15 protein-coding genes and 1 tRNA gene are annotated in these 16354 nt (G+C 58.2%); 8 read left to right on the forward strand and 8 right to left on the reverse strand.

The features are described from left to right. Positions 1-305 precede the first annotated feature (305 nt). The 7 genes from LC059_RS09240 to LC059_RS09270 all read left to right on the forward strand — a co-directional run bounded on the left by LC059_RS09240 (position 306) and on the right by LC059_RS09270 (position 7547). Positions 306-2996: a hypothetical protein gene (locus LC059_RS09240; RefSeq protein ID WP_226703562.1), complete on the forward strand. Its 2691-nt coding sequence runs from the start codon at positions 306-308 to the stop codon at positions 2994-2996. Between the two features lie 3 nt (positions 2997-2999). Then, the gene (locus LC059_RS09245) at positions 3000-3851 is read left to right on the forward strand and encodes a hypothetical protein (RefSeq protein ID WP_226703563.1); all 852 of its coding nucleotides are present in this window, start codon (positions 3000-3002) and stop codon (positions 3849-3851) included. Beyond that, positions 3821-4603 carry an outer membrane beta-barrel domain-containing protein gene (locus LC059_RS09250; protein ID WP_226703564.1) on the forward strand — a complete coding sequence of 261 codons (783 nt, stop codon included), beginning with the start codon at positions 3821-3823 and terminating at the stop codon, positions 4601-4603. Before LC059_RS09245 ends, LC059_RS09250 begins: the two co-directional genes overlap by 31 nt. Before the next feature lie 37 nt (positions 4604-4640). After that, on the forward strand, positions 4641-5126 hold the full coding sequence (locus LC059_RS09255; protein WP_226703565.1) for a TlpA family protein disulfide reductase: 486 nt from the start codon (positions 4641-4643) through the stop codon (positions 5124-5126). A gap of 36 nt (positions 5127-5162) precedes the next feature. Continuing rightward, the gene (locus LC059_RS09260; RefSeq protein WP_226704112.1) at positions 5163-5360 is read left to right on the forward strand and encodes a DUF4266 domain-containing protein; all 198 of its coding nucleotides are present in this window, start codon (positions 5163-5165) and stop codon (positions 5358-5360) included. Further along, on the forward strand, positions 5347-6507 hold the full coding sequence (locus LC059_RS09265) for a DUF3570 domain-containing protein (RefSeq protein WP_226703566.1): 1161 nt from the start codon (positions 5347-5349) through the stop codon (positions 6505-6507). The genes LC059_RS09260 and LC059_RS09265 overlap by 14 nt, the downstream gene beginning before the upstream one ends. 200 nt (positions 6508-6707) lie before the next feature. Then, positions 6708-7547 carry a 23S rRNA (adenine(2030)-N(6))-methyltransferase RlmJ gene (locus LC059_RS09270; protein ID WP_226703567.1) on the forward strand — a complete coding sequence of 280 codons (840 nt, stop codon included), beginning with the start codon at positions 6708-6710 and terminating at the stop codon, positions 7545-7547. Between the two features lie 153 nt (positions 7548-7700). Here the strand turns inward: LC059_RS09270 and LC059_RS09275 are convergent, their stop codons facing one another. Then, positions 7701-8087: a hypothetical protein gene (locus tag LC059_RS09275; protein ID WP_226703568.1), complete on the reverse strand. Its 387-nt coding sequence runs from the start codon at positions 8085-8087 to the stop codon at positions 7701-7703. A gap of 219 nt (positions 8088-8306) precedes the next feature. Beyond that, a complete protein-coding gene (locus LC059_RS09280; protein WP_226703569.1) occupies positions 8307-8774 on the reverse strand; it encodes a hypothetical protein in 468 nt (155 codons plus the stop codon). Positions 8775-9030: 256 nt separating this feature from the next. On the opposite strand from LC059_RS09280, the gene LC059_RS09285 reads away from it, so the two are divergent. Continuing rightward, complete coding sequence (locus LC059_RS09285; protein WP_226703570.1) at positions 9031-9465, forward strand: VOC family protein; 435 nt, start codon at positions 9031-9033, stop codon at positions 9463-9465. A gap of 313 nt (positions 9466-9778) precedes the next feature. On the opposite strand, the gene LC059_RS09290 is transcribed toward LC059_RS09285, so the two are convergent. The 6 genes from LC059_RS09290 to LC059_RS09315 form a co-directional block, all read right to left on the reverse strand. Continuing rightward, positions 9779-9854: transfer RNA gene (locus LC059_RS09290), tRNA-Phe, on the reverse strand. Positions 9855-9964: 110 nt separating this feature from the next. After that, positions 9965-10246, reverse strand: a complete 282-nt coding sequence (locus tag LC059_RS09295) for an oxidative damage protection protein (RefSeq protein ID WP_226703571.1) — start codon at positions 10244-10246, stop codon at positions 9965-9967. Between the two features lie 8 nt (positions 10247-10254). Next, positions 10255-11400, reverse strand: coding sequence for an A/G-specific adenine glycosylase (gene mutY / locus LC059_RS09300; RefSeq protein WP_226703572.1), 1146 nt, complete (start codon positions 11398-11400; stop codon positions 10255-10257). Positions 11401-11471: 71 nt separating this feature from the next. Next, positions 11472-13589, reverse strand: a complete 2118-nt coding sequence (locus LC059_RS09305) for an AsmA family protein (RefSeq protein ID WP_226703573.1) — start codon at positions 13587-13589, stop codon at positions 11472-11474. Positions 13590-13695: 106 nt separating this feature from the next. Continuing rightward, entirely contained in the window at positions 13696-15906 is a 2211-nt protein-coding gene (locus LC059_RS09310) for a TonB-dependent receptor (protein WP_226703574.1), read from the reverse strand. 130 nt (positions 15907-16036) lie between these two features. Continuing rightward, positions 16037-16327 carry a hypothetical protein gene (locus LC059_RS09315; protein ID WP_226703575.1) on the reverse strand — a complete coding sequence of 97 codons (291 nt, stop codon included), beginning with the start codon at positions 16325-16327 and terminating at the stop codon, positions 16037-16039. Positions 16328-16354: the final 27 nt, after the last annotated feature.

The raw sequence follows: 16354 nt of genomic DNA on the forward strand, positions 1-16354 counted from the left end.
CGCGCCGGCAGGGAGTTGAGAGCTTCCAGCGCGTTCTTATTTGCCTATTAACCGGTCACCGATACTAAAGAATGCTGAATGATTCGCCAGCGGCAAAAAGATAAAGCGTGTGCTGGTTGGCAAAAACCTTGTGCGCAGCTTGAGACTGTGCGGGGCAATCGTGAAAATCAGGACACAACACACCACCTGCATTTGTTGTACGTTAGTACCAGTTATTCCGCGGTGCTCACAGTGAGTGATCACTTGTAAACAGTAACGCGTCCTCAGGGAAGCGGTGGTGATGGCATTGATACGAGGATCGCCCCTTGAATAAATTTCGTACGCTGGCCGCGACTGCCGGCGGACTTTTCTCGCTGCTGCTACTTGCCGGGTGTTCCGGTGGGAGTGGTGAAGGTTCCAGTCTCGGCGGAGGCGACCAGGCAGAAGACCCGGTAGTAGTGGATTACCCTGTGGTCTATGTGCGTCGCGCCCTGAACAGGGATGACGAAGACGCATTGATGGGCGATGATCTCTACGCACCATCTACCTTCAACCCCGGCGCGGAACTGGTAATGCGCGATCGCGCCACTGCCACAGCGCCAGAGCGGATACTTACGGAAGGCCTGTTTGTCAGCGACGAAGAGGCGGGCATCGTGTTTGAAGGCGGTTATGACGTAAAAGATCTGGCAGTCTCTGCCGATGGCGCCCAACTGGCGTTTGCCATGCGTGCGCCCAATATCGAAGGCCTGGATGACGACGAGCAGCCCAGCTGGAATATCTGGCTGTATGAATTTGAATCCGCAGAGCTGAAGCGGGTGATTCAATCTGACCTGATTGCGGAAGAGGGCGACGATATCGCCCCCGCATTTTTGCCGGACGGTCGTATCACTTTCACCTCTACCCGTCAGCGGCGGTCTCGCGCGCTGTTGCTGGACGACAACAAGCCACAATTCTCGGCGCTCGCCGAAAACCTGGATGAACCTGCATTCGTGCTGCACGTCATGGAAGCGGACGGCAGTGATATCCAGCAGATTTCCTACAACCAGAGTCACGACCTTTCTCCCACGGTCCTGTTTAATGGTCGCATCCTGTTTACCCGCTGGGACAATATGGGCGGTGTGGACCGCCTGAGTCTGTATACCGTTAAACCGGATGGTACCGACCTGCAGTTCCACTACGGCTACCACAGCCAGGCAACCGGAACGGGTACCGGATCTGATCCGGTGCCTGCCGCCTTCAGTAAACCCCAGCAGATGCCGGACGGGCGAATTCTCGTCACCCTGCGTGCGCCTGAGGGGATTACCTACGGCGGCGATATGGTGGTGATCGATGCGGAAAACTTTACCGAGGCCTACAGCGAGCCGGAACAGCAAGGTGTGCTGCAGGGGCAGGAGTCACTTTCGGTAGAGCAGGTAATCACCGACGGTGGCCTGTCGCCGCACGGACTGTTTGCCAATGCCTGGGCGTTTCACGATGGCACCAGCCGCCTGCTGGTGAGCTGGAGTGAATGCCGGGTGATCGACCCGGAAACGGAATTACCGCAGCCGTGTACCGATGAGTGGCTGGCAACCCCGGATATTGTTCCCGCCGACCCGCTCTACGGTCTGTGGATTTATGACTACGTAGAGGGCACGCAGCGCCCGATCATTCAGCCTGTCGAAGGGGAAATGATCAGCGAGGCAGTGACCGCGGATACCCGCCCGGTACCGGAATTTATCCCGCAGCCCATCCCCGGGATCGATATTGATCGCGACCTGTTCGATGAAGGGATGGCGGTACTCGATATTCGCAGCGTGTACGATTTTGATGGCACCGCCGCACTGGATATTGCCGCAGTCGCTGACCCGATGCAGACCACCGCCGCCGAGCGCCCCGCGCGTTTTCTGCGGGTGGTCAAAGCAGTGGGTATTCCCGACGAGGACACCCGCGACTTCGATCGCTCGGCGTTTGGACGCAACCGCTCCCAGCTGATGCGGGAAATTATCGGCTACACGCCGATCCAGCCGGACGGTTCGGTGCGTGTGAAAGTGCCTGCGGATATGCCCCTGGCAATTTCCGTGGTGGATGCCAATGGCCGCCGTATTGTTGGCCGTCATAATAACTGGCTGCAGTTCCGCGCCGGTGAAGTGCGCATGTGCCAGGGTTGCCACAGTCGAGATAGCGAAGTGCCTCACGGGCGCACCGACAAGCAGCCTGAGTCCGCCTGGGCCGGTGCCGCCACCAGCGCCGCCCCCTTCCCAAATACCGAGCCCGCGCTCACCGCGGATATGGGTGAGACCATGGCCCAGCTCATGGCGCGCGTGGCCGGTCACCCGGAACTCGAGGGGGATCTCGTCTTCTCTGATCTGTGGACGGATGCCGCCCTGCGGGCAAAAGACCCCAGCAGTGCGCTGCTGATGAGTGAACTGCTGACCCCGGCACCTACGACGGTCGCCTGTCAGAGTACCTGGACCAGCGCCTGCCGCTCGGTAATCCACTACCAGGCACACATCCAGCCCATCTGGGATCTGCCGCGGGAGATTACCGATGCAGACGGCAACGTACTGGAAGATCGTACCTGTACCGCCTGCCACAGCAACCGCGATGCCGCTGGCATGGCCCAGGTGCCTCCCGGGCAGCTGGATCTGCGCGGCGACCAGTCCGGGGTAAACAACAATTTCAGCACCTCCTATGTGGAGTTGATCTTCGACAACCCCACCGAGGAACTGCGCGATGGCGCGGTACAGAATGTGCTGGTGCAGGATACCGACGACGACGGCAACCCCCTGTTTGAAACGGATGAAGAGGGGGAGCTGATTCTCGATGCCGATGGCAACCCGATTCCTGTTATGGTTACCGTCAATATCCAGCGGATCATGAACACCAATGGGGCCAACGCCAGCCGCTTCTTTGAAGTTTTCGGGTCGGGCGGTTTCCACGAAGGTGAATTGTCCGCGGCGGAATTGCGTTTGATTTCAGAGTGGCTGGACATCGGTGCGCAGTACTACAACAACCCCTTTGAAGCACCGGTCGACTAAACAATGAATTGCCAGTCCGGAAAAAGAACTTTCAGCCTTGGCGCGCTGCTCGGCGGTCTGTTGCTTGCTGTTCAACCCGCGGCGCTTTCGGCTGCAGACGAACCGGCACGCCAGGAGCCGCCGGTGGTGGAGAGCTTCTCTGCCCGCCAGTTTGGCGAGCGCATTCCCACAGATCTGCCGGACGACGTCGAGCAGGTGGTGAACGGTGCTGAATTCCTCAATCTGTACACCGGCCCCGGGCGCGGTTATGTAATCGACGATGTAGTGGAGTACGGCGAGCGCCTGTGGCTGCTGAAGCGCCGCACCGACTGGGTCAAGGTGATGACCCGCACCGGCAAAACCGGCTGGGCGAAGATTTCTGATCTCGATGAAATCTTCGCAGCCGAAGGTGAGCAGGTGGCCGTTCCCACTCCGGGTATCGACGACTACCGCGATCAGGGCTTCCGGCTCGGATTCGCTTACGGGGATTTCGAAGGCGCAAATTCCCTGGGGTTGTCTCTCGGTTATCGCTTTACCGAAAATATATCCGCCGAGCTGCGGGCAGCGCAGACTATCGGGGCCTACTCCGACAGCCAGACCTACCAGGTAGCGCTGCTGCACAAGCCCTTCCCGCAGTGGCGGCTCTCGCCCTACTTCCTGCTTGGTACGGGTATCAATATCACCTCGCCAAACGCCACCATCGTCGCCACCGAAGATCGCCAGGACACTACCATGCTGACCGGTATCGGCGTGACCACTTATCTGTCCCGCCGCTTTGCGCTGCGCGCGGAAGTTGCCAATCACTACCTGCTCACTTCGCGGGAAAACAACCAGGAGATAGTCGAATGGAAGCTCGGATTCGACGTATTTATGTGAAAAATCTACTGCGCGTGCGCCTGGCGGCGTCCGGCGGTGCTCGGAATGCTCATGTATCACATATACACTCCGCTTCCTGTGTTCCGGCGGCCACAACCAGCCTCCCGCTCGCGACGATTTTTAGGAATATCGCTTGCGCCCTGTCTATCGCCGGGTTTTCCTCGCTTTCACTGGCCCAGGGCGATGCCGTGATCGACGAGATCATTTCCCCGGATCTGGAGCGCCGCGAAATTCGCGAGGCCAAAATCGACAGTGAGGATTTCGAATTTACCGCTTACCTCGGTGGCATCATGAATGTGGAAGATTTCGGCAGTAACGCTCTCTACGGCGGCAGTCTTGCCTACCACATCAATGAAGACTTTTTCATGGAGGCGGCCTACGGCCAGACCACCCTGGGTGAGTCCAGCTACGAGCGCCTCAGCGGTTCCGCACCGCTGCTTACCGAGGAAGAGCGCGAGCTCTCCATGTACAACCTGTCGCTGGCCTGGAACTTCCTGCCTGGGGAAATTTTCATTTTCGACAAGTGGGCACTGAACAGTAACCTGTACCTGATTGGTGGCGTGGGCAATACCAGTTTTGCCGACCAGGAGCACTTCACCTACAACGTGGGTGTGGGGGTGCGTATGCTGGCCCAGGACTGGCTGGCCCTGCGCCTGGATATGCGCGACCACATTTTCGAGCACGAAATTTTTGGTGAGCCGCTGACCACCAACAACCTTTCCGCCCAGCTGGGCATTTCCATTTATTTCTGATTGATAAGAAACTGACAAAAACAACCGGAGAAACCCGATGCGTAAACTGATTGCCGCTCTCTGTACCAGTGCTGCATTACTGGCGGGCGCGCCAGCTTCCGCCAATATGCCTGCCGCGGACTTTACCCTCGCCTCCCTCAAGGACGGCAACCTCAAGCTGAGCGAACAGCGCGGCGAAGTGATCATGCTCAACTTCTGGGCCTCCTGGTGCGGCCCTTGCCGCGAGGAAATGCCGCTGCTGAACGACCTGCATGCGCGCTACGAGCCGGTGGGTTTTCAGGTGTGGGGCGTCAATGTGGATGCCAACCGTGAAGACGCACAGGCCATGCTGAACAAGATACCGGTGGAATTCCCGGTGCTGTTCGACTCCCAGAGTGACGTGAGCAAATTGTTCGGAGTAGAGGCCATGCCCAGCTCGGTATTTATCGATCGCGACGGCAATGTGCGTTACGTGCACAAGGGCTACCGCACCGGCGACGAAGCCGAGTACAAGAAAATCATCAAGGAACTGATCCGGGAATAAGCCATGAGCAAACGCGCGCTTCTCTTGTTGCCTGTCATGCTGCTGCTCGGCGGATGTGAAACCCTGATGCCGGAGCCCTGGGTAAAGCCCTACGAGCGACACTATCTCGCCGATCCCATCATGAGTTTTGAACGGGACCCGGTAGCGGCGGGCTATATGAACCATGTATACGAAGCGCGCGAAGCGGCCCGCGGCGCGGAAGGTGGCTCCGGAGGCGGCTGTGGCTGTAACTGATGTGAAGAGACTGCTGTCTCTACTGGCGGTCTCCCTGCTGACGACCAATGCATTTGCCGCTGTGTTGCCAGAAGAGCGTGCGGACACGATGTACCACGCCTACAGTGGTGGCGGGGTGACCATTGATGGGCCCTCGGTGCTGGTGCGTAAAAACATTGGCAACTCGGTTTCATTGTCTGCCAACTACTACGTGGACATGATTTCCGGTGCGTCCATCGACGTGCAGGCCACCGCCAGCCCCTATGAAGAACAGCGGGACGAGTTTTCTCTGGGGGCGGATTATCTGGTGGAGAAGACCACCATGAGCCTGAATTACACCAACTCCAGTGAAAGTGACTACCAGGCGGAAACGGTTGGTTTTGGTATCAGCCAGGATTTCTTTGGCGATCTCAGTACCTTGTCAATGCGCGCGAGTTACGGCAGCGACACGGTCATGCGCAATGACGACGGCGACTTTTCCGATTTCGCCGAGCACCGCCGCTACTCCCTCGGCTGGAGCCAGATTCTTACCACCAAACTGATTGCCGAGCTGAGTGTTGAAACCGTCTCCGACGAAGGGTTCCTGAACAACCCTTATCGGAGCGTGCGCTATCTCAACCCGGGTACTGAACTCGGGTTTTCCTATCAGTCCGAGCTGTATCCGAGGACCCGTAACAGTGATGCGGTAGCCCTGCGTGCCAAGTATATGTTGCCCTACCGGGCGGCGATCAAAAGCGAATACCGGCGCTACGCGGACAGCTGGGGTATTAGTTCCAACAATCTGGAGCTGCGCTACACCCACCCGCTGGAAGAAAAGAGCCTGATCCTTGAAGGCAAGCTTCGTTTTTACAAGCAGGCGGGAGCAGACTTCTACAGCGATTTGTTCCCCTACGCAGATGCCACCAACTTCCGCGCCCGTGACAAGGAGCTGAGTGATTTCACCACCACCGCCATCGGGTTCGGCGCGACCTATCAATTGCCGGAGCGCTGGGCACTGTTCAACCGCAGGAATACGGTGAATCTCTACTGGGATTACATATTTTTTGACTACGACAACTTCCACGATGTGCGGGTACACGACGGCAGCACCGACTACCTGCCCGGGGAAGAGCCCACTTACAGCTTCAATGCCCATGTAGTGCGACTTTTCTGGTCCATGTGGTTCTGATCACCCGGTAAGTTTGCTCAAAAATTGATTTACAGGGGCCGCAAAGGCCCCTAAAGTTCGCCGGCTTCCCGGTGAGCCCAAAAGTCCGGGCCCTCTCCCTTCCTCGAGGATGCTCACCTGCCGCTGCCGGCACCTACCTTCACAGCCTGGCAGTGTTTTCCTTCTCTGGTTTCGTTTGAACCTGTACCCGGGTGGGGCTCATGCTCAGTTATCGTCACGGTTTTCATGCCGGCAATTTTGCCGATGTGCTCAAACATTGTGTGCAAGTGGAAATTATTTCCCATCTGCAGAAAAAGGACGCAGCTTTTGACTACATCGACACCCACGCCGGCGCCGGAAAATATGCGCTTGCCTCGGATATGGCGCAGAAGAATTGTGAGTACAAAAACGGAATTTACCGCCTCTTCAATCAGTGCGACCTGCCCGGGTTGCAGAATTACCTGCGTCTTATAGAGGGCATTAACCCGCAGGGCGTATTGCAGCATTATCCCGGATCGCCACTGATAGCCTCCCAGACCCTGCGCCCGCAGGACAAGGCCTGGCTGTTTGAGTTGCACCCCAGCGATGCCGAAAAGCTGCGCGGGAACATGCCTCGCGGGCGACAGTTTCAGGTGCGAGAAGAAGATGGCTTCGCCGCGTTGGCAAGCCAGTTACCCAGCAGGTCTCGCCGCGCGCTGATCCTGATTGACCCGCCCTATGAGCAGAAAGCCGATTACCAGCGGGTGATCTCTGCGTTGCAGCTGATTCACCGCAAAATGGCTACCGCCACCGTCGCCCTCTGGTACCCCGTGGTAGAACGTGGCCGTATCGACGCCCTGGAAAGGCAACTGGCGGATACCGGCATTCGCAATATCGAACTGTTTGAATTGGGAATTCGCGCCGATGCCGGTGGTCACGGTATGACGTCGGCAGGCATGATCGTGATCAACCCGCCCTGGACGCTCCGTGGGCAGATGGAAGCGCTATTGCCCCCGCTTGCCAAAGCGCTGAGTGAGGATGGTGAAAGCCACTATCGCTGCGTGACGCTTGCTGCAGAATAGGGGAGTGGGTTGGTCACAATTGCGCGTCGCAACTTGGTGGACCACAACGTGTTGTAGGTTTTCCGGTCAAGGTAATAGACTACCGGCGCCTGAAGCAAGCGGCACTTCCACTTTGTGCGGATAGGGAATATGCCGCCCCTGATTCTCAAATAATCACTTCCAGAACTGCCACCACTTCTTGCTGTTTTCAGCGCGTGCTGCCTGGCCTTTCTCGGAGCCTTTGTCCATTTCCTTGCGTTCCTGTTCAGCCTTTTTGGCGCTCTGCTTTTCGAGACCTTTAGGCATCTCCTTGGCCTCTTTTACCGTTTCGTCTGCGCTGGGTCGTTTCTCTTTGCCCTTCTTGGACTTTTCTTCCTTGGACTTTTCTTCCGCCATCTGGCGTTTTTCAGCAGCCACGGCAGCCTGCTTCTCCATGCCAGCCTTGGCTTCTTCGGACACCTTGGCTTCCTTCATTTCCTTGCCGGTGGCTTCAGGCTTGTCGGCGAATGCGGGAGTGGCAAATACGAGGCTGACGACTGCTGCGGTAAGAAACTTGTTCATGTTCTCTCCAAACGTGGTGAAAATTTGTAGGGGTAATTCTGGCTTGTACAGATGAATTTATGCTGAATGAGCGCCTGGATAATGTGGGGGAGTTAACACTTTGTAAACCATTCCCGCTCTGGATTACACGGAGAGTTCACCATGTTCGCCATTGCGACAATCCAGTTTTTGCCGGTGCGTCTCCCCGCTTTAGTTACGGTATTTCAAATACTGCCGTGACTACCTGAGCATTCGGAATTTCTTGTCACAGGAAACCTGAACGTTGACTTTTTCACGCCCCCATATTGGCTTTTCCTTTCCGCGTATCACTGCCTTGGTTTTCTGGCATTGCCCCCAAATTCCATAGGAAACTGTCACCGTGGTGGGCTTTCCGCTAACGCAGCTTTTCAGAGCCTTATATTGACTGGCGTCTTTGTCCTCCAGAGAGGCGACTGTTTTTTTCTTGGTTACACTCTCATTTACCTTGGTCGGAAGGTATGACTCGCCTGCTAATTCACTGGCTCGCCAGCCCGGCTTCCGACACTTGATTTCTGCGTCGGCAAAGACCGGCTTTAGATCGATATCGCCATCTGCCCTAACGAGCACTTCTGGCTTTCCATAGCTCTGGTTGAGAGTGACATTGACTTTATTTTCCTTGGCCTGGACTACAGAGCTCAGTAACAGGATAAGGAGAGGGAGCAGGCGCATGATGGTTTCCTTATATTGTTAGATTTTTGTAAATCGTGTGTGGATTATAACCAGAAGACCTTCTCAGCTTGCCAGGCTTTGTATCTCAAGTATTACTACTGGCTGACTGTTAGTTAGTAATTTTGGCCTTCACACTAGCAGCGGGCACACGAGTGTTACAACGGGTTTTACGTCTGTCAGTTTTACAGAAACTGCTGTGTCAGCAACTTGCGGTACTATGCTTGCTCTCTATTAATTTGGAACTATGGGCTAATTTATGTCTCTTACTCCCTTCCATCTCGCAATACAGGTTCGTGACATTGCCGAAGCGCGTGAATTTTATGGCGATAAAATGGGGCTCTCAGTGGGGCGCAGTTCGGAGCATTGGGTTGACTGGAATCTTTTTGGCCACCAGCTGGTGACCCACCTGAACCCGGCTATTGGCAAAAACGGCAAAGTTCCGACCATCGCCAACCCTGTAGATGGCCACGGTGTCCCCGTTCCACATTTTGGTGTGATCCTGCCATTCTCAGAGTGGGAAGTGTTCGCACAGAAAGCGCAGGGATTTGTCGATGAATTTATCGTTGAGCCCTATGTGCGTTTTGCCGGTCAGACTGGCGAGCAGGGTACGCTGTTCTTTATGGATCCAAGCGGCAACGCGCTGGAATTCAAAGGTTTTCGCGATATTGAAAGTGAGTTATTTGCGAAGTAATGACGACATTCTAAATGCTCACCGGGGAGTACTGGCAGGTCGGAGATATGAAGCTTTGATTTGCGGGCGTAAAGCTGCTGCGCGCAAGCTCTGGCCGTCCAGTGAGATTTTTAATAAATCGGGCTTCACGCTGTGCGCTCGTTGCAAATCGCTTTCGCGATTTGTCGAACCGCGGTGGTTCTGTCTCAGGCGCATCCATGCGCCTGACCCTTCGGGTGCCTTCGGCAGACCAAAACGCTCCCGGCGTTTTGTCATCCGGCTCCGGACAACAGATACAAAAAAAGCCGCACCCTTTCGGGAGCGGCTTTTTGTATGGTGCCCAGAGGCGGAATCGAACCACCGACACGGGGATTTTCAATCCCCTGCTCTACCGACTGAGCTATCTGGGCGTTGCTGGTTCGGGGTTGTCCCCGGCAGCGAGGCGCGTATTAAACCTGCTCTATCGGGGGGAGTCAACCCCTTGATTGATAAATAGTTTTTGCAGTTTGTAAGCGGTTGCTTACTTGTCGCCGTCTTGCTCCGGCACGTAGCCTTCCGCGTCGTCGTAGTCTTCACCGCTGAAGAACTTGGTCATCTGCTCGGCGAGATAGGCGCGGGAGGAGGGTTCCATCATGTTGAGGCGCTTTTCATTGATCAGCATGGTCTGGTGGGCCATCCACTCCTGCCACGCTTTGGCGGAGACGTTGTCGTAGATGTCCTGCCCCTTGGGGCCCGGGAACGGCGGGTTGGGGAGGCCTTCCAGTTCTTCCTGGTATTTGCGGCAGAAGACGGTGCGGGACATGGGTTCTCCTAACAGGGTGCCAATAGTGGGGCCCGCAAAGCCACGAGCTGTTTGACCAGCTTGGCGATTGGTGCGGGCAGGCCCAGATCCTGTCCGGATCTGGGGCGGTCGAGCTGGCGCAGTTTATACCAGCCGCTGGCTCCTTCTGCCACCTGAGTGGGCTTGCGCGGCAGGCTTATCCACACAGGGTGGATATCCAGGTGGAAGTGGCTGAAGGTGTGACGCATGGGCGGCAGGGCCTGGATCTCGCTGGCGTCCAGATCCTGTGCCGCTAGCCATTCCTGGGCGCTGGCTTCGCCGCCATCGTCCCCTTCCAGCTGCGGCGGTGTCCACAGGCCGCCCCAGATGCCGCTAGCCGGGCGCTGCTCCAAATAGAGTTCGCCATCGTGCTCGATCAGCAACAGGGTAGTCTGGCGCTCGGGTTTTTCCTTTTTCGGCTTCTTGCCGGGGTAGTCGGTGGGGTTGCCCTGGGCGCGGGCAATGCAGTGGTTTTCAAAGGGGCAGCGTTCGCAGGCGGGCCTGGCGCGGGTGCAGAGGGTGGCGCCCAGGTCCATCATCGCCTGGGTGTAGTCGCCAGTGCGTTCTCCGGGGGTGTAGCGCTCGGCGATATCCCACATTTTGTTGGCCACCGCGGTTTGACCCGGCCAGCCCTCGACGGCGTGGATACGGGCCAGCACACGCTTGACGTTGCCATCCAGAATGGCGGCTTTCAGGTTCATGCTGATGCTGGCGATGGCGCCAGCGGTGGAGCGGCCGATACCGGGCAGATCAGACAGGGCCGCTACGCTTTGCGGAAATTCTCCACCGTGTTCACTCACCACCGTCTGGGCGCATTTGTGCAGATTGCGCGCGCGGGCGTAGTAGCCGAGGCCGCTCCAGTGGGCGAGCACCTTGTCCTGGCTCGCACTGGCGAGCGCCCCAACCGTGGGAAAAGATTCCATAAAGCGCTGGTAGTAGGGAATAACCGCTGTGACCTGTGTCTGCTGGAGCATGATTTCCGATACCCACACCCGGTAGGGATTGATGTCCTGCTGCCACGGCAGGTCGTGGCGGCCGTGCTGGTCGAACCATTTGAGCAGGGCCTGCTGGAAGCGGGCTGGGGTCTTGGGCTTGGTTTGGGGCTTGGTTTGGGATTTGGGGGCAGGGTTTGGCATAGGTCGAAACAAAAATGGGCACCGCGGAGGGTGCCCATGCTAACGGGATAAAGCCGCAAGAGGTAGGGGGATCAGTCCCCGCGGTTAAACAGGCCTTTGAACTTGTCTTTCAGCTTGTCTTTCAGCTCTTCAGTTTTCGATTCCACCTTGTCCCCGTATTTTTTCTCCGCCTGATATTTCAGTTCTGCGCGGATCAGGTCGTCGAGTCGGCGGCTGTCGGGTTTACAGGTGGTGCCGCCGGCTTCGTTGAACTTGGCCTTGCAGCGCAGCGGCAGCGGGCGATTGCGCCAGCGGGAGTTTTGCACCGAGCAGCCGTTGCCGGAAGTCTTCTCTCCTACCAGTGCGAGGCCGAGGGCGAAGTCGAACTGCTGCTGTTCCAGGTCGACGGTGCCGTCGCCGGTCAGTGCGATATTCTCGATACCGGCATTGATGCCCTCAACCTTAGCCACATCACCGGTCAGGTTTACGCTGGTGCGCAGGTCCTGCAGGCGGGTCTGTGCGGGCCACTCTTTTTCCGGCATTGCGGTTTTTTCCGCGTAGCTCACCAGCTGGCACATGCCTTTCTCTAGGTTGAATGGCGCCAGTGCCAGTTCTTTGGAGTTCAGCTGCACCGCGGCGCGCAGGTTTTTCTGCAGGGCCAGGGTGTCGGCACCGGTCGTCTGGCCCACCCAGGTGAGATCGGTTTTGCCGGACAGGGTGACCTTTTTCTTGTCCGCTGCTTCCGGCTCGTCGCTGGCAAACAGGGCTTCCTGCACCTTGGAGATTTCGACCCCGGAGAGGCCACCACTCAGTTCGCCGCGAGCGGAACTGCCGCGGGCGTTGAATACACCGGTACTGTTCAGGGTGCCGCCGTAAACGCCGGCTGCCAGTTTGTTCAGCTGGTACAGGCCATTGTTCACGTTCACTGCCAGCTCGGGTTTGTCGATGTCGAAATCGAGCGCGTGCAGCTTCTCCAGGGTGAGGTCCAGCTTGGCGTTGAAGCCGCGCATGGACTCCAGGGGCAGAGGCACCGGCTGGGCTGCGGCCACATCGGCACTCAGCTCGTCCTGTTCGGGGTTGGCAGCGGGCGGGGGCAGGTAGTCGTCAACATTCAGTTCACCGCCCTTCAGGCTCAGGGAAACACTCGGCACCGCTTTTGCGTTGGTGGCCGCCTGGAAGCTGGCGCTACCGGTAAACTTGTTGTCGTCCAGCACCAGTTCCAAGGGCTGCAGGTTCATCTGCTTGTCGGTTCCACTGATATCGGACTCGATACGCAGGTGCTTGAGGGCACTGCTGCTCTGGGGCTTGTACTCACTACCCACAGCGGCAAGCCAGCCGGAAATCGGCTCTACATCTACCTTCACGTTTAGCTGGATTTGCCAGGGGGCATCGGCCTCGACACGGCGAATGTTACCGCGCAGATTAACCTCGGCTTTTGCGCCTTCGGCGCCGGTAAGCTTGATGTTGGCGGGTTGCAGGCGCAGACCGTTCAGGCCCTCATCGATGGCGAGGCTGCTGTGGATATCCAGGTTCACGGGCTCGGGCAGGTCGCTGCCGGCTAATTCCGCCTGCAGGCGCACGTCGCCGGGTTTGCCACCGGGAACCAGGTTGTCCGCGGCAATGTGCAGCTTGCTAATGGCGTACTCGGTGCCAGTCTGCTTGTCGGTATAGCGCAGCACACCGTCTTCCAGGCGCAGTTGCTCCAGCGCCAGCTCGAGGCCACCGCCAGAAGCGGCCTGTTCTTCTTGGGGGATATCCAGCGCGGGTGGGGATTCCCGTTGGGTCTTGGCGTCCTGTGCTGCCTTTGCCTCCATGGCCTCGGTGATCAACTCCCAGTTGCCCTTGCCGTTCTTGTCTACGGTGAGCGCTACCTGTGGGCCGAGGAGTACGATTTCCTTGGCTTCAATACGCTTGTCGAATAGCGGCATCAACGCGACGCCGACCGCGACCTTGTCTGCTTCCAGCAAAGATTCACTGGGCAGCGCCAAAGGTGCGAGCTTTACCCCTTCGAGTTTGAGCGCGATATTCGGCCAGATCTGCCAGCCGATATCGCCGTCGAGGGTCAGGGCGATACCCTGGTCTGCGGCCAGCTTTACGATCTTGGGTTTGTACTGGTTGGCGTCGAGACCGGAGAGAAACCAGGCAATGACACCAGCGAAAAGGATAAAGAGAACAACGAGGGTGATAAGACCGCGTTTGATCCAGGCCATACAGAGCGCATCCTTAATCTGACTTTGGCGATAGGGAAGCGGTACTGGAGCGCTCTTGGTTAGAGTGCTCCAGCACCGCGGATGCGACTATTGAAGCAGTTGCCGGTCAGAATTGAAACCGGATTCCCGCTTCTACACTGCGTCCCGCTTCCGGTGCGAAGTCGCGCAGCAGTGAGGTGGAGTTGCGGATTTCTTCATCCAGCAGGTTGCGCGCGCTGGCGAAGAGGACCGCATCGGTGCCGCCCAGATTCAGGCTGTAGCGTGCGGTCAGGTCCATGCGGGTGTAGCCCTCGGTTTCTTCCTCGAAAGCGCCGGCGCGTTCCTGGGCGGCGGCCCTGGTAGTGCGCAGCTCCCAGTTCAGTTGATCGTAGTTGCCGCCAAACGCCAGGCCGACACGCAGTGGCGGCATGCGCGGAACAGCGCGGTGGTAACCTGCCAGTTCCTCGTGCTCATGCGCGTGGTCTGCTTCGCCTTCCTCTTCCTCGTGGTGCAGTTCGAGATCGCTGGTGAAGCTGGCGCGCACGCTGTCACCGAACAGTTCAACGTAGTGGCCGCCGGTAAAGGGGAGGCGCATGGAGGCCTCGGCACCGTAGAACACCGCATCGCGGTTGGTGTAGCCGTAGATTGGCAGCTCTTCGTCGAGGTTCTCTTCACCGCTGTTGGCGGCGTAGATGTAGTCGGTCACGCGGTTGTAAAACAGGTTGGTCTCAACCCGCATTGCGTGCCAGCCGGAGGCTTCCTGATTGTGGTGGTGGTAGCCCAGCTCCAGGTTAAAGGACTTCTCCTTATTGAGATCCTCTTCACCTTCGATATAGCGGGCTTCCGCCAGGTGGGCGCCTTCTGCAAACAGTTCCTCGGCCACCGGTGCGCGCTCGGCGTGGGTCGCGCCAAAGCTCAGGTGCTGGTGTTCGGCAAGGAAATACTGGATGGCACCGGACAGGCCGAGAAGGTTGAAGTCCTGGGTTTCGCCTTGCTCAGGGTCCACAGTCACCTGCTCTACACGGCCACCCAGGTCCAGGTGCCAATCGCCCCAGGCGCGCTCTTTCATGGTGAACAGACCGATGCTCTGGGTGTTGCTGGGCTGGATAAACGCCTCGTCGCCAACCGCGGCAAAGTCCTTGTCGGTCAGCTGCAGGCCATATGCGCCGCGCCACTGGCCGCCGTTATCGTGGGTCATTTCCACGCGGCTTTCCCAGGCATGGTTGGTAAAGCGGGTGCCGGGCTCGCCGGCGTCCAGCTCAACGTGCTCGTAATCGTTGTAGCCCAGGCGCACGCTCAGCTTGTCCCAGTACTCGCTATTGAAGCGGTGTTCGCCCTTCAGGTCGTAGCGGGTTTGCGCCAAATCGATACGCACGGCGTCTTCGCCGGGCTCTTCGTGCTCTTCCTCGAGGGCGTGTTCTTCACCTTCGTGAAGCGCGTCTTCGTGGTCGTGATGGTGCTCGTGGGTACCCAGCGGAATACCGTAATTGTTTTCCAGTCGGTTGACAGAAAAGCCCACAAGGCCGGTATCCGTTACCCAGGACAGGCCAGCGCTGGCGCTCTTGGCGCGGGCGTTGGTGTTGCCGACGAAGCCGTCGGTGTTGAGCTCTTCCTCGTGCACTTCTTCGCCGGTCGATTCGTCGGCGTGTTCCTCATGTTCTTCGTGCTCGAGGATGGCGAGGCCGGGGATCTGGGTGTCGTCGTTGTCGCGGTAGACCCCATCCAGGTACCAGGCCACATTGCCTGCACCACCGGTCAGGCGGAACACTCCCGCGTCCTGACTGTTGGCGGTGTCGTGACGCATTTCCACCGCGCCTTCCATTTCTTCGGGCACTTCAGTGGGGATGCGGCCGTCAAGGATGTTCACCACACCGCCAATGGCGCCGCTGCCGTAGCGCAGGGCGGCTGGGCCGCGCAGGATCTCGATGCGCTCTGCCAGCAGGGGCTCAACACTGGCTGCGTGGTCGGAGCTGGTGTTGGAGGCGTCCGCCACGTCCAGGTTATCGCTCAACACCTTCACCCGGTTGGCGCTCTGGCCGCGGATGACCGGCAGGCCCACGCCGCTGCCGAAAGAGGCATTGGCTACACCCAGCTGGTTGTTCAGGGTCTGGCCCAGTGTGCCCGCGGCCTCCTGGCGCAGCGCTTCACCAGACAGCACCGTCACCGGTGCAGCTACCGCGTCTGCCGGCTTCGCCAGCGGCGAGACGGTGACGTTCACCTCTTCAATGGATTCTTTGCTGTCGACGGTCTCGGCGGAAACGGCAGAAGACGCAGCAGAAGAGAATGCGCAGGCAACGGCCAGCGCCAGAGTGTTTACTCGGTACTTTTCAAGAAACATTTCGAATTATTCCTGTCAATCACAGGCAGCGGCCACCCAAAAGGCCGGTGCCCGAAAACTTATGCGTTATTAAGCTGCGAGCTGGTACGGCAGGCCAAAGCAGGCGAGCCGGGGCTAGCAGCGAGAGCGATCAGCTGAGTGACAGGAGTGCGGGCGGGCCGCGGGCAGACTGGCGTTCCGGCTGGCAGTCGAGGGCCACCGGGGCCTGCTGCTCGATATACAGCGGGGCCAGGTCTGAGGACTCGAAGGTAAACTCACTACCTGCGGGTGCAGGGGTGTGGTTGTGGGACAGGTCACACATGGCGTGCGCCTTGTCATCGATGTGAATATGCTCCGCCAGCACCGGCTGCGCGAGCAACAGCGCGAACAGCAGTACAAAGCTGACCCAGGCAGGGGTCTTTTGGCGGGGGTGCATAGTCATGGGGCGTATGATATTTAATCTCTATGA

Source organism: Microbulbifer elongatus, assembly GCF_020524885.1.
GTDB lineage: Bacteria > Pseudomonadota > Gammaproteobacteria > Pseudomonadales > Cellvibrionaceae > Microbulbifer > Microbulbifer elongatus_A.

What these genes read in the sequence shown, in the direction of transcription:
- mutY (WP_226703572.1), bottom strand. Translation starts at nt 11,400, where the DNA reads ATGCCAAACCCTGCCCCCAAATCCCAAACCAAGCCCCAAACCAAGCCC.
- LC059_RS09315 (WP_226703575.1), bottom strand. Translation starts at nt 16,327, where the DNA reads ATGACTATGCACCCCCGCCAAAAGACCCCTGCCTGGGTCAGCTTTGTA.
- LC059_RS09250 (WP_226703564.1), top strand. Translation starts at nt 3,821, where the DNA reads ATGGAAGCTCGGATTCGACGTATTTATGTGAAAAATCTACTGCGCGTG.
- LC059_RS09245 (WP_226703563.1), top strand. Translation starts at nt 3,000, where the DNA reads ATGAATTGCCAGTCCGGAAAAAGAACTTTCAGCCTTGGCGCGCTGCTC.
- LC059_RS09260 (WP_226704112.1), top strand. Translation starts at nt 5,163, where the DNA reads ATGCTGCTGCTCGGCGGATGTGAAACCCTGATGCCGGAGCCCTGGGTA.
- LC059_RS09305 (WP_226703573.1), bottom strand. Translation starts at nt 13,589, where the DNA reads ATGGCCTGGATCAAACGCGGTCTTATCACCCTCGTTGTTCTCTTTATC.
- LC059_RS09280 (WP_226703569.1), bottom strand. Translation starts at nt 8,774, where the DNA reads ATGCGCCTGCTCCCTCTCCTTATCCTGTTACTGAGCTCTGTAGTCCAG.
- LC059_RS09295 (WP_226703571.1), bottom strand. Translation starts at nt 10,246, where the DNA reads ATGTCCCGCACCGTCTTCTGCCGCAAATACCAGGAAGAACTGGAAGGC.
- LC059_RS09270 (WP_226703567.1), top strand. Translation starts at nt 6,708, where the DNA reads ATGCTCAGTTATCGTCACGGTTTTCATGCCGGCAATTTTGCCGATGTG.
- LC059_RS09255 (WP_226703565.1), top strand. Translation starts at nt 4,641, where the DNA reads ATGCGTAAACTGATTGCCGCTCTCTGTACCAGTGCTGCATTACTGGCG.
- LC059_RS09285 (WP_226703570.1), top strand. Translation starts at nt 9,031, where the DNA reads ATGTCTCTTACTCCCTTCCATCTCGCAATACAGGTTCGTGACATTGCC.
- LC059_RS09275 (WP_226703568.1), bottom strand. Translation starts at nt 8,087, where the DNA reads ATGAACAAGTTTCTTACCGCAGCAGTCGTCAGCCTCGTATTTGCCACT.
- LC059_RS09310 (WP_226703574.1), bottom strand. Translation starts at nt 15,906, where the DNA reads ATGTTTCTTGAAAAGTACCGAGTAAACACTCTGGCGCTGGCCGTTGCC.